Origin of the sequence: Rhizobium sp. NLR22b, assembly GCF_019685295.1 — a bacterium.
In the GTDB taxonomy this organism is placed as follows: Bacteria; Pseudomonadota; Alphaproteobacteria; order Rhizobiales; family Rhizobiaceae; genus Rhizobium.
Genome location: NZ_JABDWM010000014.1, coordinates 91,941 through 107,797 on the forward strand (window position 1 = coordinate 91,941; position 15,857 = coordinate 107,797).

The 15,857-nt window shown below is 60.8% G+C and carries 14 protein-coding genes; all 14 read left to right on the forward strand.

Annotation, left to right across the window (positions count from 1 at the left end):
• The first annotated feature begins 1 nt into the window (after position 1).
• The 14 genes from HJC00_RS22055 (at position 2) to proS (ending at position 15,849) form a co-directional block, all read left to right on the forward strand.
• Positions 2 to 685 carry a 5' DNA nuclease gene (locus HJC00_RS22055; protein WP_221164618.1) on the forward strand — a complete coding sequence of 228 codons (684 nt, stop codon included), beginning with the start codon at positions 2 to 4 and terminating at the stop codon, positions 683 to 685.
• 222 nt (positions 686 to 907) lie between these two features.
• Positions 908 to 2,989: an NADH-quinone oxidoreductase subunit NuoG gene (gene nuoG, locus HJC00_RS22060; protein ID WP_210628288.1), complete on the forward strand. Its 2,082-nt coding sequence runs from the start codon at positions 908 to 910 to the stop codon at positions 2,987 to 2,989.
• 12 nt (positions 2,990 to 3,001) lie between these two features.
• Entirely contained in the window at positions 3,002 to 4,045 is a 1,044-nt protein-coding gene (gene nuoH / locus HJC00_RS22065) for an NADH-quinone oxidoreductase subunit NuoH (protein ID WP_210628287.1), read from the forward strand.
• Between the two features lie 40 nt (positions 4,046 to 4,085).
• Positions 4,086 to 4,577 carry an NADH-quinone oxidoreductase subunit NuoI gene (nuoI, locus tag HJC00_RS22070; protein WP_004680064.1) on the forward strand — a complete coding sequence of 164 codons (492 nt, stop codon included), beginning with the start codon at positions 4,086 to 4,088 and terminating at the stop codon, positions 4,575 to 4,577.
• Between the two features lie 141 nt (positions 4,578 to 4,718).
• On the forward strand, positions 4,719 to 5,333 hold the full coding sequence (locus HJC00_RS22075; RefSeq protein ID WP_184452956.1) for an NADH-quinone oxidoreductase subunit J: 615 nt from the start codon (positions 4,719 to 4,721) through the stop codon (positions 5,331 to 5,333).
• A gap of 23 nt (positions 5,334 to 5,356) precedes the next feature.
• Complete coding sequence (gene nuoK / locus HJC00_RS22080) at positions 5,357 to 5,665, forward strand: NADH-quinone oxidoreductase subunit NuoK (RefSeq protein ID WP_003587269.1); 309 nt, start codon at positions 5,357 to 5,359, stop codon at positions 5,663 to 5,665.
• Positions 5,666 to 5,672: 7 nt separating this feature from the next.
• Positions 5,673 to 7,673, forward strand: coding sequence for an NADH-quinone oxidoreductase subunit L (gene nuoL / locus HJC00_RS22085; RefSeq protein WP_210628285.1), 2,001 nt, complete (start codon positions 5,673 to 5,675; stop codon positions 7,671 to 7,673).
• Positions 7,673 to 9,184, forward strand: a complete 1,512-nt coding sequence (locus HJC00_RS22090) for an NADH-quinone oxidoreductase subunit M (protein WP_210628284.1) — start codon at positions 7,673 to 7,675, stop codon at positions 9,182 to 9,184. The genes nuoL and HJC00_RS22090 overlap by 1 nt, the downstream gene beginning before the upstream one ends.
• Positions 9,185 to 9,202: 18 nt before the next feature.
• Positions 9,203 to 10,648 carry an NADH-quinone oxidoreductase subunit NuoN gene (gene nuoN, locus HJC00_RS22095; protein WP_221164619.1) on the forward strand — a complete coding sequence of 482 codons (1,446 nt, stop codon included), beginning with the start codon at positions 9,203 to 9,205 and terminating at the stop codon, positions 10,646 to 10,648.
• Positions 10,648 to 11,412 carry a biotin--[acetyl-CoA-carboxylase] ligase gene (locus HJC00_RS22100; RefSeq protein WP_210628282.1) on the forward strand — a complete coding sequence of 255 codons (765 nt, stop codon included), beginning with the start codon at positions 10,648 to 10,650 and terminating at the stop codon, positions 11,410 to 11,412. Before nuoN ends, HJC00_RS22100 begins: the two co-directional genes overlap by 1 nt.
• 17 nt (positions 11,413 to 11,429) lie before the next feature.
• Positions 11,430 to 13,100, forward strand: coding sequence for a ribonuclease J (locus HJC00_RS22105; protein WP_221147470.1), 1,671 nt, complete (start codon positions 11,430 to 11,432; stop codon positions 13,098 to 13,100).
• A gap of 2 nt (positions 13,101 to 13,102) precedes the next feature.
• Positions 13,103 to 13,507 carry a methylmalonyl-CoA epimerase gene (mce, locus tag HJC00_RS22110; protein WP_210628280.1) on the forward strand — a complete coding sequence of 135 codons (405 nt, stop codon included), beginning with the start codon at positions 13,103 to 13,105 and terminating at the stop codon, positions 13,505 to 13,507.
• 163 nt (positions 13,508 to 13,670) lie between these two features.
• A complete protein-coding gene (locus HJC00_RS22115) occupies positions 13,671 to 13,946 on the forward strand; it encodes a DUF1467 family protein (protein WP_210628279.1) in 276 nt (91 codons plus the stop codon).
• Positions 13,947 to 14,526: 580 nt separating this feature from the next.
• Positions 14,527 to 15,849 (forward strand): proline--tRNA ligase, encoded by a 1,323-nt coding sequence (proS, locus tag HJC00_RS22120; RefSeq protein ID WP_210628278.1) that lies wholly within the window; start codon positions 14,527 to 14,529, stop codon positions 15,847 to 15,849.
• Positions 15,850 to 15,857 lie beyond the last annotated feature (8 nt).

Genomic DNA, 15,857 nt, shown 5'->3' on the forward strand with positions numbered 1-15,857 from the left:
CATGACCGACAAGGCATCCAAGAGTGGGAAGAAGGAAGAGACCGCCGATTTCGCGGCCGGCTTCGGCCGTCTTGCCGCCGAGATGCTGGAAAACGCACAGGCAATGCCGGTGCATCCGCTGATGGCACATCCTGCCGCAGCCTTTGCCGCCGCAACGGCTATTGGCTTCGGTTTCTCGACGCAGATGGCGGGAGCCTTTTTCGGGGCCTTCCAGAGTGCTCTGGAAACGACGGGCAAACCCGCCGCCGCCCTCGATGATACGCCGCCCGACGAACCGGCGCCCGCTGTCGATATCCGGTCGGAGAACATCCGCCCGGCCGTCAAGGCGTTCAGCAAGCCCGCGGCCGACAAGCCTGCCGCCGAAAGGAAGGCTGGGCCGAGGCTGAGAGTCGTCAAGCCGGCAAGCGAACCGACTCAGGCAAGCCAGCCGACGCCCAGCGTGAAGGTAAAACCGGCTCAGCGGGCTGCAAAGGCCGACGATCTCAAGCTGATCGCCGGCATCGGTCCGAAGCTGGAGCAGGTGTTGAACACCAAAGGCATTCGCGGCTTCGCCGAGATTGCCGCCTGGACCGACGAGGATATCGCCCGGCTTGACGCCGAGCTCGGCCTTAGCGGCCGCATCGCACGCGACGACTGGATCGGTCAGGCGAAGGTTCTGGCCGGGCGGGGCCGCAGAAGGAAATGAGCTGTCCGGCCGCGCAAACCGGCCGGAAATAGGGCGGATCAGCGAAGGGGCGGAGGGCCCACGCTGCAGATGCCGGTGCGGGTTCCGCGTCTGGAACGCGCGACAGACAATTTGGGCGACATCGGCTGCCAGCAGGACGAAAGATCCGGCTCGGCAAAGAGAATGTTGCAAAACAGGTTTGTTTGCCGTCATCAGGCAAACGGGAAACAGGACTGAGCGACGATGGCAAAACTGAAGATTGACGGCAACGAGATCGAAGTTCCGGATCATTTCACGCTATTGCAGGCGTGTGAGGATGCCGGCGCTGAAGTTCCGCGCTTCTGCTTCCACGAGCGCCTGTCGGTTGCCGGCAACTGCCGCATGTGCCTTGTCGAGGTGAAGGGCGGACCGCCGAAGCCGCAGGCTTCCTGCGCCATGAGCGTGCGCGACATCCGCGGCGGCCCGAATGGCGAACTGCCCGAGGTCTTCACCAACACGCCGATGGTCAAGAAGGCCCGTGAAGGCGTGATGGAGTTCCTGCTGATCAACCATCCGCTCGACTGCCCGATCTGCGACCAGGGCGGCGAATGCGACCTGCAGGATCAGGCGATGGCATTCGGCATCGACACCTCGCGCTACCAGGAAGACAAGCGCGCAGTCGAGGACAAGTATATCGGCCCGCTCGTCAAGACGGTGATGAACCGCTGCATCCATTGCACGCGCTGCGTCCGCTTCACCACCGAGGTTGCCGGCATTTCCGAACTCGGCCTGATCGGTCGCGGCGAGGATGCCGAGATCACCACCTATCTCGAACAGGCGATGACCTCCGAACTGCAGGGCAACGTCGTCGACCTCTGCCCGGTCGGCGCGCTCACCTCCAAGCCCTTCGCCTTCACCGCCCGCCCCTGGGAATTGAACAAGACCGAGTCGATCGACGTCATGGATGCCGTCGGTTCGGCGATCCGCGTCGACACCCGTGGCCGTGAAGTCATGCGCATCCTGCCGCGCGTCAACGAGGTGATCAACGAGGAGTGGATTTCCGACAAGAGCCGCTTCATCTGGGACGGTTTGAAGACGCAGCGCCTCGACCGGCCTTACGTCCGCCGCGACGGCCGCCTGCAGCCGGCCAGCTGGGCCGAGGCCTTCGGCGCCATCAAGGCTGCTGTCAGTGCCACTTCAGGCGAAAAGATCGGCGCGATCGCTGGCGATCTGGCTTCCGTCGAGGAAATGTATGCGCTCTCCGAGCTGGTCAAGGCGCTGGGATCGGCTAATCTCGACTGTCGCCAGGATGGGACGGCACTCGATCCGTCGCTCGGCCGTGCAAGCTACCTCTTCAACCCGACTATTGCGGGCATCGACCAGGCCGACGCGCTGCTGATCATCGGCGCCAATCCGCGTTTCGAGGCGGCTATTCTCAACGCCCGCATCCGCAAGCGCTGGCGTCGCGGCAAGTTCCCGATCGGCGTGATCGGCGAGCCCAGTGAACTGCGTTACAGCTATGACTATCTCGGCGGCGGACCCGACACGCTCAAGGATCTGGTCGATGGCGGCCATGCCTTCGCGAACGTCCTGAAGAACGCCGCCAAGCCGATGATCATCATCGGCCAGGGCGCGCTGTCGCGCAGCGATGGCGCCGGTGTTCTCGCAAGTGCCGCCAAGCTTGCCGGTTCGGTCGGTGCGGTCGTCGAAGGCTGGAACGGCTTCGCCGTCCTCCACACCGCTGCCTCGCGTGTCGGCGGCCTTGATCTCGGCTTCGTGCCGGGTGCTGCGGGCGTCAACGCCGCTGAAATGCTGCAGTCGATGGAGGTGCTCTTCCTGCTCGGCGCCGATGAACTCGACTTCACCGCCAAGAAGGCCAAGCTCACCGTCTATATCGGCTCGCATGGCGATAACGGCGCGCACCATGCCGACGTCATCCTGCCGGCCGCAGCCTATACCGAAAAGTCCGGCACCTGGGTCAACACCGAAGGCCGCGTCCAGATGGGCAATCGCGCAGGCTTTGCGCCGGGCGATGCCCGTGAGGATTGGGCGATCATCCGTGCGCTGTCCGACGTGCTCGGCAAGAAGCTTCCCTTCGATTCACTGAGTGAGTTGCGCGGCCGGCTCTATGCCGCTTTCCCGCATTTCGCCGCCATCGACGAGATCGCCGAAACTGATAGCGCCCAAATTGCCGCAGTCGCGAAAAAAGCCGGCAAGATGAACAAGTCAGGGTTTGCGTCGCCGGTCAAAGACTTCTATTTGACGAACCCGATAGCGCGCGCCTCGGCTGTCATGGCCGAGTGCTCGGCATTGGCCCGCAACAACTTCAAAGTCGCGGCAGAGTAAGGGCAGGAACTCATGGATTCTTTCTTCTCAACCTATGTCTGGCCGGGGATCATCATGATCGGTCAGTCGCTGCTGCTTCTCGTCTGCCTGCTCGTCTTCATCGCTTACGTGCTGCTTGCCGACCGCAAGATTTGGGCGGCCGTGCAGCTGCGCCGCGGCCCGAACGTTGTCGGTCCCTTCGGCCTGTTCCAGTCCTTCGCCGACCTTCTGAAGTTCGTGTTCAAGGAGCCGATCATTCCGGCCGGCGCCAACAAGGCGGTGTTCCTGCTGGCCCCGCTGGTGACCGTGCTGTTGGCGCTGTCCACCTGGGCGGTGGTGCCGCTCGCTGATGGCTGGGTGATCGCCAACATCAATGTCGGCATTCTCTATATCTTCGCGATCTCCTCGCTTGAAGTCTACGGGATCATCATGGGCGGCTGGGCTTCGAATTCGAAGTATCCCTTCCTCGGCGCGCTGCGCTCGGCCGCACAGATGGTGTCCTATGAAGTCTCGATCGGCTTCGTCATCGTCACCGTTCTGCTCTGCGTCGGCTCGCTCAACCTGACCGACATCGTCAATGCGCAGCATACCGGCCTCGGCACCATGCTCGGCCTGCCGGCCTCGTTTCTCGACTGGCACTGGCTGTCGCTGTTCCCGATGTTCATCGTCTTCTTCATCTCGGCGCTCGCCGAGACGAACCGTCCGCCTTTCGACCTTCCGGAAGCCGAATCGGAACTCGTCGCCGGCTTCATGGTCGAGTACGGTTCCTCGCCATACATGATGTTCATGCTCGGCGAATATGCGGCCGTCTGCCTGATGTGCTCGCTGACGACGATCCTCTTCCTCGGCGGCTGGCTGCCTCCTGTCGATATCTGGATTCTCAATTGGGTCCCGGGCATTATCTGGTTCATGCTGAAGGCATGCTTCGTGTTCTTCATGTTCGCGATGGTCAAGGCCTTCGTCCCGCGCTACCGCTACGACCAGCTCATGCGCCTCGGCTGGAAGGTCTTCCTGCCGCTGTCGCTCGCCATGGTCATCATCGTTGCATTCGTGCTGAAACTGATGGGATGGGCGTAATGATCCCAGCTCTCGTTTCCGGCAAAATTGGAGGTTGAAGATGGCAAGCTTGTCCAGCTCCATCAACTCGCTGTTCCTCAAGGAATTCTTCGGCGCGTTCTTTCTGTCGATGCGCTATTTCTTCCGCCAGAAGGCGACCATCAACTATCCCTTCGAAAAGGGTCCGGTCTCCCCGCGCTTCCGCGGCGAGCATGCGCTGCGCCGTTATCCGAACGGCGAGGAACGCTGCATTGCCTGCAAGCTCTGCGAGGCGATCTGTCCAGCCCAGGCGATCACCATCGAGGCCGGTCCGCGCCGCAACGACGGCACGCGCCGCACCGTGCGCTACGACATCGACATGGTGAAGTGCATCTATTGCGGCTTCTGCCAGGAAGCCTGCCCGGTCGACGCGATCGTCGAAGGTCCGAATTTCGAATTTGCGACGGAAACCCGCGAAGAGCTCTATTTCGACAAGGCGCGCCTTCTCGATAACGGGGACCGGTGGGAGCGCGAAATCGCCCGCAACATCGCGATCGACTCGCCGTACCGCTGATTGAGATCTGAAACGCCGCGGTGGAGCTGCTCGCTCCTGTCACGGTCAATATGCACAGGAGCTTTGCCGGCGAGTGCCGCGAAGCTCCATCGGGCAGGGAAAATTCCCGGCTGCCCGGGGGAAGATGAAAAAGGCACCAACATGGGTCTGCAGGCTCTATTTTTCTATCTTTTCGCCTTTGTCGCGGTGGCGTCGGCGTTCATGGTCATCTGGGCGAAGAACCCGGTTCACTCGGTTTTGTTTCTGATCCTGGTGTTCTTCAACGCGGCCGGCCTGTTCCTGCTGCTCGGCGCCGAGTTCCTGGCGATGATCCTGCTCGTCGTCTATGTCGGCGCCGTCGCCGTCCTCTTCCTCTTCGTAGTGATGATGCTCGACATCGACTTCACCGAATTGAGGGCAGGCGTGCTCGAATATGCGCCGATCGGCGGATTGATCGGGATCATCCTGGCGGCCGAACTGATCGTCGTCATCGGCGGCAGCGTCATCTCGCCTGAGATCGCCAAATCAGTCGCCATGCCGATCCCGGCACTGACCGAGCGCACCAATACGGCCGCTCTCGGCGACGTGCTTTACACCAACTACGTCTATTTCTTCCAGATTGCCGGCCTGGTGCTGCTGGTCGCCATGATCGGCGCGATCGTGCTGACGCTGAGGCATCGCACCAACATCAAGCGGCAGAATATTTCCAGGCAGGTTGCCCGCACGCCCGCCACCGCCGTCGAGGTGGTTACGGTCAAGCCGGGGCAGGGCGTCTAAAGGCAGGTCAAGGAACAAAGAACATGGTCATCGGTCTTTCCCACTACCTGACAGTCAGCGCCATCCTCTTCACGCTCGGCGTCTTCGGCATCTTCCTGAACCGGAAGAACGTCATCGTCATCCTGATGTCGGTCGAACTGATCCTGCTTGCCGTCAACATCAACATGGTCGCCTTCTCTTCCTTCCTGAACGACATTGTCGGCCAGGTCTTCGCGCTGTTCATTCTGACGGTCGCGGCTGCCGAAGCGGCGATCGGTCTTGCAATTCTCGTTGTCTTCTACCGCAACCGCGGCTCGATCGCGGTCGAAGACGTCAATATGATGAAGGGCTGAGTGGCTCATGTTCCTCTATAAGGCTATTGTCTTTCTTCCCTTGATCGGCGCGATCGTCGCCGGCCTTTTCGGCCGCGCCATCGGCGCCAAGGCCTCGGAATATGTAACCAGCGGCCTGATGATCATCGCCGGCATCCTGTCGTGGATCGTCTTCTTCAACGTTGGCATGGGCCATCTTGAAGGCGGGCCGATCAAGGTCGAGGTGCTGCGCTGGATCCAGTCCGGCGGCGTCGACGTCTCCTGGTCGCTGCGCGTGGATACGCTGACCTCAGTCATGCTGATCGTCGTCAACACGGTCTCGACCTTGGTGCATATCTATTCGATCGGCTACATGCATACCGATCCGCATCGCCCGCGCTTCTTTGCCTATCTCTCGCTCTTCACCTTCGCCATGCTGATGCTGGTGACGGCCGACAACCTGGCGCAGATGTTCTTCGGCTGGGAAGGCGTCGGTCTCGCCTCCTATCTTCTGATCGGCTTCTGGTTCAAGAAGCCGTCGGCGACGGCCGCGGCGATGAAGGCTTTCATCGTCAACCGCGTCGGCGACTTCGGTTTCGTGCTGGGCATTGCCGGTGTCTTCGTGCTGTTTGGTTCGATTAACCTCGATACGATCTTCGCCAATGCATCGAATTTCGCCCCGCATGAAGGCGGCGGTGAGGCGAGCGAAGTGATCCTCAACCTCTTCGGCATGCAGCTCGACAAGGCGCACGCGCTGACCGGCATCTGCCTGCTGCTGTTCATGGGCGCAATGGGCAAGTCGGCGCAGTTCCTGCTGCACACCTGGCTCCCGGACGCGATGGAAGGCCCGACCCCGGTCTCGGCCCTCATCCATGCCGCGACCATGGTCACCGCCGGCGTCTTCCTCGTCGCCCGCATGTCGCCGCTGTTCGAACTGTCGCCGGATGCGCTCACGGTCGTCACCGTGATCGGCGCGATCACCGCCTTCTTCGCGGCAACCGTCGGCCTGGTGCAGAACGACATTAAGCGCGTCATCGCCTATTCCACCTGCTCGCAGCTCGGCTACATGTTCGTGGCGCTCGGGGTAGGGGCTTACGGCGCGGCGATCTTCCATCTCTTCACGCATGCCTTCTTCAAGGCGCTGCTCTTCCTCTGTGCCGGCTCGGTCATCCACGCCGTCGACGGCGAGCAGGACATGCGCCACATGGGCGGCCTGTATCCGCACATCAAAGTTACCGCCGGCCTCATGATCATCGGCACGCTGGCGATCACCGGCGTCGGCATTCCCTTCACGCCGTTCGGCCTTGCCGGCTTCTTCTCCAAGGACGTGATCATCGAGGCGACCTACGCATCGCATTCGCCGGTCTCGGGCTTCGCCTTCTCGCTGCTGGTCATTGCGGCTCTATTTACCAGCTTCTACTCCTGGCGCCTGATCTTCATGACCTTCTTCGGCAAGCCGCGCGCTTCGCATGAGGTCATGCACCACGTCCACGAGTCGCCCCAGGTCATGCTGGTGCCGCTCTATATCCTTGCGCTCGGCGCCATATTTGCGGGCGTGATCTTCGAAGGCCGGTTCTACGGCGAGGAATATGCCGAGTTCTGGAAGGGCGCGCTCTTTACCGGTGCCGAAAACGAACTCCTCGAACAGTTCCATCATGTACCCACGCTTGTCGGCTTAAGCCCCTTCATCGCTATGGTGCTGGGTTTCGTCATTGCCTGGTACATGTATATCCGCTCGCCGCAGACGCCGCGCGTCCTCGCCAAGCAGCACCGGGTGCTCTACCATTTCCTGCTCAACAAGTGGTATTTCGACGAACTCTACGACTTCCTGTTCGTCCGCACGGCAAGGGCGCTCGGCCGCTTCCTGTGGAAGAAGGGTGACGTCGGCGTCATCGATACCTACGGGCCGAACGGTGTCGCCGCCCGCGTCGTCGCCGTCACCGATCGCGTGGTCCGTCTGCAGACCGGTTACCTCTATCACTATGCCTTCGCCATGCTGCTCGGCATTGCGGCGCTCGTTACCTGGATGATGCTCGGGAGTTCCTTCTGATGACCGATTGGCCTATTCTTTCAACGGTCACCTTCCTGCCGCTCGCCGGCGTGGTGCTCCTGCTCTTGATGAATGGCGACAGCGAAAGCGGCCGGAGAAACGTGCTGGGGATATCGCTGATCACCACCGTCTTCACCTTCATCGTCTCGCTCGTCATCTGGATCGGCTTCGACAATGCCAATCCAGGCTTTCAGATGGTCGAGAAGCATGACTGGCTCGGCACCGGCATTGGCTACCACGTCGGCGTCGACGGCATCTCTATGCTGTTCGTCATCCTGACGACCTTCCTCATGCCCTTCTGTGTGCTGGCGAGCTGGCTCTCGATCGAGAGGCGCCTGAAGGAATACATGATCGCCTTCCTCATCCTCGAAACGATGATGGTCGGCGTTTTCGTCTCGCTCGATATCGTGCTCTTCTACGTCTTCTTCGAGGCGGGCCTCATCCCGATGTTCCTGATCATCGGAGTCTGGGGCGGCAAGGATCGCGTCTATGCGAGCTACAAGTTCTTCCTCTATACGCTGCTCGGCTCGGTGCTGATGCTGCTCGCCATCATGGCGATGTACTGGCAGGCCGGCACGACCGACATCACCGCGCTGCTCGCCTACAAGTTCCCGCCGGCGCTGCAGACCTGGCTCTGGCTTGCCTTCTTTGCCTCTTTCGCAGTGAAGATGCCGATGTGGCCCGTTCATACCTGGCTTCCGGATGCGCACGTTCAGGCGCCGACGGCAGGCTCGGTGATCCTTGCCGGCGTGCTCCTGAAGCTCGGCGGCTACGGTCTCATCCGCTTCTCGCTCGGCATGTTCCCGGTCGCGTCCGATTATTTTGCGCCGCTCGTCTTCGCCATGTCGGTCATCGCCATCATCTACACCTCGCTGGTAGCGATGATGCAGGACGACATGAAGAAACTGATCGCCTATTCCTCCGTGGCGCATATGGGCTACGTGACCATGGGCATCTTCGCCGCCAACATGCAGGGTGTTCAGGGGTCGATCTTCCAGATGCTGTCGCACGGCATCGTCTCCGGCGCGCTCTTCCTCTGCGTCGGCGTCGTCTACGACCGTACCCATACCCGCGAGATCAACGCCTATGGCGGCCTCGTCAACAACATGCCGAAATATGCCGTGGCGATGATGGTCTTCACCATGGCCAATGTCGGGCTTCCCGGCACGTCTGGCTTCATCGGCGAATTCCTGACGCTGATCGGCGTCTTCCGGGTCAACACCTGGGTCGCGCTCTTTGCCGCCACCGGCGTCATTCTCTCGGCCGCCTATGCGCTCTGGCTCTATCGCCGGGTAATTTTCGGCGCGCTGGAGAAGGAAAAGCTGAAGGCGCTGCTCGATCTTTCCAGACGCGAACAGCTGATCCTTTATCCGCTGGTCGCGCTGACCATCTTCTTCGGCGTTTATCCGGCTCCGGTCTTCGATGCGACGGCCGCCTCGGTGGATCTGCTGGTCAACAACTACACGGCCGCCGTGCACGCAGCGCAGAACGTTGCGCTGTCTATGAAATGATGACGGGACTTATCGGACATGACCGCTGAAACAATTCTCCTCAGTCTGCATCTTTCCGCGCCGGAGCTCATCCTCGCGGTCGGCGCCCTGGTCCTGTTGATGGTCGGCGTCTTCTCAGGCGAGCGGTCGGGCCTTGTCGTCACCGGCCTCGCCATCGTGCTGCTGCTCGCATCCGGTCTGTGGCTGCTCTTCGTGCCGGCGGAAGGCCTCGCCTTCGGCGGCGTCTACATGGCCGACGGCTTCTCGCGCTTCATGAAGCTGGTGGCGCTCCTCGGTTCGCTGGTCGCTCTGTTCATGACGATGGGGCATGCCCGCGAAAATCAGCTCGACAAGTTCGAGTTCCCGGTTCTCCTGCTGCTGGCGACTCTCGGCATCCTGCTGATGATCTCGGCCAACGACCTGATCTCGCTCTATCTTGCGCTGGAACTGCAGTCGCTGGCGCTTTATGTCGTCGCCGCGATCAACCGCGACAGCCTGAAGTCGACCGAGGCCGGTCTCAAATATTTCGTGCTCGGCGCACTGTCATCCGGCATGCTGCTCTACGGCATGTCGCTGGTCTATGGCTTCACCGGTCACACCCATTTCGCCGAAATTGCCCAGGCGCTGTCCGTCGAGGGCGCACGGTCGCTCGGCCTCATCTTCGGCCTGGTCTTCATCCTCGCCGGCATCGCCTTCAAGATCTCGGCCGTTCCGTTCCACATGTGGACGCCGGATGTTTATGAAGGCGCGCCGACGCCGGTCACCGCCTTCCTTGCCGCAGCCCCCAAGGTTGCCGCCATGGCGATGATGACACGCATGGTCATCACCGCCTTCCAGCCGGTTCTGGCCGACTGGCAGCAGGTCGTCGTCTTCATCTCGATCGCCTCGATGCTGCTCGGCTCCTTTGCCGCGATCGGTCAGAAGAACATCAAGCGGCTGATGGCCTATTCTTCGATCGGCCACATGGGTTATGCGTTGGTCGGCCTAGCTGCCGGCAATCAGACCGGTGTTTCCGGCGTCATGCTTTACATGGTCATTTACATGATCATGACGCTCGGCACCTTTGCAATCATCATGTCGATGCGCCGCAAGGACGGCACCGTCGTCGAAAACGTCGACGATCTCGCCGGCCTCTCCACGACAAACCCGTTCATGGCCGTCGTGCTGACGGTGCTGATGTTCTCGCTCGCCGGCATCCCGCCGCTGGCAGGCTTCTTCGCCAAGTACTTCGTTTTCGTCGCCGCCATCGAAGCCAAGCTTTATGCGCTCGCCATCATCGGCGTTCTCGCCTCGGTCGTCGGCGCCTATTATTATCTGCGCGTCATCAAGCTGATGTGGTTCGATGAAGCGACCGGCGAATTCGCCCGTGTCTCCGGCGCCCTGCGGCTGGTCTTCGGTCTCTCCGGTCTCTTCGTCACCGCTTATGTCCTCATCGGCGGCCCGATCGGCGGCGCGGCAGAGCTTGCCGCCGCGACGCTCTTCTGATGGCCTCCGACGGACGGCGCCGGATATCGCTCGGCGATATCAGGCATGAGGCTCTGTCGGAAACATCGTCCACCAACAGCGAATGCCTCGCCCGAGCCCGGGCGGGGGATCCCGGCAATCTCTGGGTGACGGCCGAGAGGCAGACGGGCGGCCGCGGCCGTCGCGGCAGGCTCTGGGTTTCCGAACGCGGCAATCTCTACGCCTCTCTTCTGCTGATCGACCCGGCGCCGATGGAGCGCCTCGGCTCGCTGCCGCTGGCAATCGCCGTTGCCGTTCACCAGGCGATCCGCCGGGTGCTGCCGCTGGGCGCCGAGCCGCTCGAGGTCAAATGGCCGAACGATGTCCTCATCGGCAGAAAGAAGACCTGCGGCATCCTGATCGAAGGCGAAAGGCTGCCGGACGGCCGCTATGCGCTGATCGTCGGCATCGGCATCAATGTCTCGGTCATGCCGGACAATCCGCTCTATCCCGTCACCTGCCTGCGCGAGCATGCGAGCGCGGCGTCGCCGGAGGAGCTCTTCGCCCATCTCTTCGCGGCGACGGCGGATGTGCTCGAAATATGGGATCAGGGCCGCGGCATTGCCGAGATCACCGCGCGCTGGCGCGCCATCGCCTGCGGCGTCGGGGAAAATATCACGGTCAATTTACCGGACCGGTCGATTTCCGGACAATTCGCCGGGATTGATGATAATGGCTTGTTGATGCTCGATACCGGCGCTGGCACGGTCATGTCTATTGCCGCGGGTGATGTGTTTTTTGGATAGCGGAAAAAACGAAAATTATGGCGAAACAGGACGAATTGGTATTCCTGCCTCTGGGTGGCGTCGGCGAGATCGGGATGAATCTTGCCCTTTACGGCTACGGCCCGCCCGAGCATCGCCAGTGGATCATGGTTGACTGCGGCGTCACTTTCCCCGGACCCGACCTGCCGGGCGTCGATCTCGTTCTGCCCGATATCCGCTTCCTCGCCAGCGAGCGCAAGAACCTCAAAGCGATTATCATTACCCATGCCCATGAAGACCATTACGGGGCGCTTGCCGACCTCTGGCCGGGCCTAAATGTTCCGGTTTTCGCCTCGGCCTTTACATCGGGTCTGCTCGAAGCCAAACGCAACTTCGAGAAGGCAACGATCGGCGAAGTGCCGGTGACGCCGTTCAAGGCAGGCGACACGATCAATGTCGGCCCCTTCAGCATCGAAGGTGTGGCCGTCAATCACTCGATTCCCGAGCCGATGTCGCTGATGATCCGCACGCCGGCCGGCAACGTTATCCACACCGGCGACTGGAAGATCGACCACGAGCCTTCGCTCGGGCCGCTGACCGATGAGACGCGCTTCCGCCAGCTTGGCGACGAGGGCGTGCTGGCGCTGATGTGCGATTCCACCAACGCCCTGCGCGACGGTGTTTCGCCCTCCGAGAAAGATGTGTCGGAAAGCCTGCGCAAGATCATCGAGGATGCCGAGGGCCGGGTGGCGATCACCACCTTCTCGTCGAATGTCGGGCGTATTCGCACCGTAGCCGAGGCTGCCGAGGCGGCCGGCCGCGAAGTGCTGCTGCTCGGCAGTTCGCTGAAGCGCGTCGTCGATGTCGCTAGTGATATCGGCCTGATGGAAGGGGTCAAACCTTTCATTTCCGAGGAGGAGTACGGTTACATTCCGCGCGACAAGGTCGTCGTCATCCTGACTGGCAGCCAGGGTGAGGCGCGGGCCGCCCTTGCCAAGCTCTCCCGCGACGAGATGCGCAACGTGGCCTTTGCGGCAGGCGATATCGTCGTCTTTTCCTCGCGCGCCATTCCCGGCAACGAGAAGGCGATCCAGGATATCAAGAACGGCCTTGTCGAGCAGGGCGTACATATCATCACCGATACCGAGGCGCTCGTCCACGTCTCCGGCCATCCGCGCCGCAACGAGTTGCAGAGGATGTATGAGTGGACCCGGCCGAAAATCGTCGTGCCGGTGCATGGCGAGGCGACGCATCTGACGGCGCATAAGGAGCTTGCCGAGCAATCCGGCATTGCGATCGTCCCGCGGGTGCGCAACGGGGATATCCTGCGGCTGGCGCCAGGTCCGGTCGAGGTGATCGGCGAAGCGCCGCATGGCCGGATCTACAAGGACGGCCTGCTGATCGGCGATTTCGATGAAATGGGTATCGGCGAGCGCAAGAAACTCTCCTATGTCGGCCATGTCGCGGTAAACGTCTTGCTCGACGCGCGGTATGACATTCTCGGCGATCCCGATCTCGTCTCGATCGGCCTGCCGGTTTATGATGACGAAGGCGAGGAGATGGAAGATACGCTCTACGATGCGGCGATCAGCGCCATCGAAAGCATTCCGCGCGCCCGCCGCAAGGATATCGACATGCTGCAGGAGGCCGTGCGGCGTGCCATCCGCGCAGCTGCAAATCACGCCTGGGGTAAAAAGCCCCTTGTCACCGCCTTCATCACCAAGGTCTGACCATGCTCGGCCGAGTGAACCATATCGCCATAGCCGTTCGCGACCTCGCAGCGGCGACGGCCGCTTATCGCGACACGCTGGGGGCCGCCGTATCGCAGCCGCAGCCTCTGCCGGAACACGGGGTCACCGTCGTCTTCGTCGAATTGCCGAACACCAAGGTCGAATTGCTGCAGCCGCTCGGGCAAGACTCGCCGATCGCAACTTTCCTCGAAAAGAACCCGTCCGGCGGCATGCATCATATCTGTTACGAGGTGGACGATATCATCCTCGCCCGTGACCGACTGGTCGTCGCCGGCGCGCGGGTGCTTGGCGACGGCCAGCCGAAGACCGGCGCGCATGGCAAGCCGGTGCTCTTTCTGCACCCCAAGGATTTCTTCGGCACGCTGATCGAACTCGAACAGGCCTAAAGCAAATACAATCGGACTCGTTTTCGCTGCGGCAGAGTGACCCGAAGACGGCGAAATGTTGCGTTCGCTTTGAGTTGGACGCTATTCCGCCGTATAAGTGCGCCAGCTCCAAGCGGCACCGCGCTTCACGCGTTCTGTCGGCAAGACACCACCGGGAAAGATAATGCTCCAGACCTTCCTTCAGGGATTCGCCGTCTATTTCATCATCTGGTGGATGACGCTGTTCGCCGTTCTGCCGATCGGCCTGCGCACCCAGGCGGAAGACGACGATGTCGTGCTCGGCACCGTGCCAAGTGCGCCCACCCGCTTTCGCGCCGCCTTCGTCTTTTCGCTGACGACGCTGATCTCAGCGCTGATCTATGGCATCTGGTATGTCTGCGACACTTATTTCGGCTGGGGATTTGACGCCCTTCCACAACTCGGGCCTAGCTTCTATTGAAATAGCTTTTGCTCAAACTTTGAGCATATGCAAATCTTATCATGGAAGTCCAGTTGGCGTCATGCTGGCGCGTCAGAGCGCTCGCCTAACGGAATGAGGGGCTCACCTTACGGAAGCCGTCTGGAGTTTGAAGGGGGGGAGAGGGTGAAAAACCAAAAAAAAACAAGGCTAAAAGCCTTGTTTTAAGTATCGCGTGATCTGTAACCGTTGCCGGGGCTGCGACGAGCGCGCCTAAGATCTGATCCTCCCAAGACTTGACCGCGAAATGGCAAGAATTAACTTCCTTGCCTGTTTTGTGAGCTAAAACTAGCCCAAACATTGGGCTTTGTCATTAGCTTTTTTTGTATTTTTGCTACACGCCAGCAAAATTTTTCTGTTGACAAGATTTTCGTTCAAGTCCTTATAAACACGCACTTTTTCACGCCCTTTCATTTTGCGGGTGCGAACAAGCGTGTCCCGGAGGCGCCCGACAGCAGTTGCGGGTTTCCTTCCCGCTGCGAAGCGGCTATGAACGCTCCCACATTCACAACCTATCTTCGATTCCGCTCGCCAGCGGGATCTCAACTGCTCCGGAATCGCCATGCGTCTGTCTCGCTACTTCATGCCCATCCTTAAGGAAAACCCCAAGGAGGCGGAAATCGTCTCCCATCGGTTAATGCTGCGCGCCGGCATGATCCGCCAGCAGTCTCAGGGCATCTATTCCTGGTTGCCGCTCGGCAAGCGTGTGCTAGACAAGGTCAACGCCATTATCCGTGAGGAGCAGAACCGCGCCGGAGCTATCGAGCTTTCGATGCCGACCCTGCAATCGGCCGAGCTCTGGCAGGAAAGCGGCCGTTATGATGCCTATGGCAAGGAGATGCTGCGTATCAAGGACCGCCAGGACCGGCCGATGCTCTACGGCCCCACCAACGAGGAGATGGTGACGGATATTTTCCGCTCCTCCGTCAAATCCTACAAGGACCTGCCGCTCAATCTCTATCACATCCAGCTGAAGTTCCGTGACGAGATCCGGCCTCGCTTCGGCACCATGCGCTCGCGCGAATTCATGATGAAGGACGCTTATTCCTTCGATTTGACGCGCGAAGGGGCGGAGCATTCCTATAATAAGATGTTCGCCGCCTATCTCAGAACATTCGATCGGCTTGGCCTTCGCGCCATCCCGATGCGCGCGGATACCGGGCCGATTGGCGGCAATCTCAGCCATGAATTCATCATCCTCGCCGATACCGGCGAATCCGAGGTCTTCTGCCATAAGGACTTCGTCGGTTTCGATATTCCCGGCGAAAACACCGATTTCGACAGCGTCGAAGGCCTGAAGGCGATCTTCGACAAGTGGACCTCGCTCTATGCGGCCACCTCGGAAATGCACGACGAGGCTGCCTTCAACGCCGTTCCCGAAGCCGAGCGCCTTTCCGCTCGCGGCATCGAGGTTGGCCATATCTTTTACTTTGGCACGAAATATTCCGAGCCCATGGGCGCGAAAGTGCAAGGACCGGATGGCAAGGAACATTTCGTCCACATGGGTTCCTACGGTATCGGTCCGACACGCCTTGTTCCCGCCATCATCGAAGCATCGCATGATGAGAACGGAATCATCTGGCCGGCATCGGTCGCACCCTTCGATGTCGTCGTCATCAACATGAAGGTGGGCGATGAGGCCTGCGACGATACTTGCGAGCTGATCTACGCCGCGCTGAAAAAGGCCGGCAAGGATGTGCTGTATGACGATACCGACGACCGGGCCGGCACGAAATTCGCGACGGCCGACCTGATCGGCGTACCTGTCCAGATCATCGCCGGGCCGCGTGCGGTCGCGAACGGCGAGGTCGAAGTGAAGGACCGCAAGACCGGCGCCCGTGAAACGATGACCATCGAAGCGGCGATCAACAGGTTCGTGGCTTAAGGAAACGG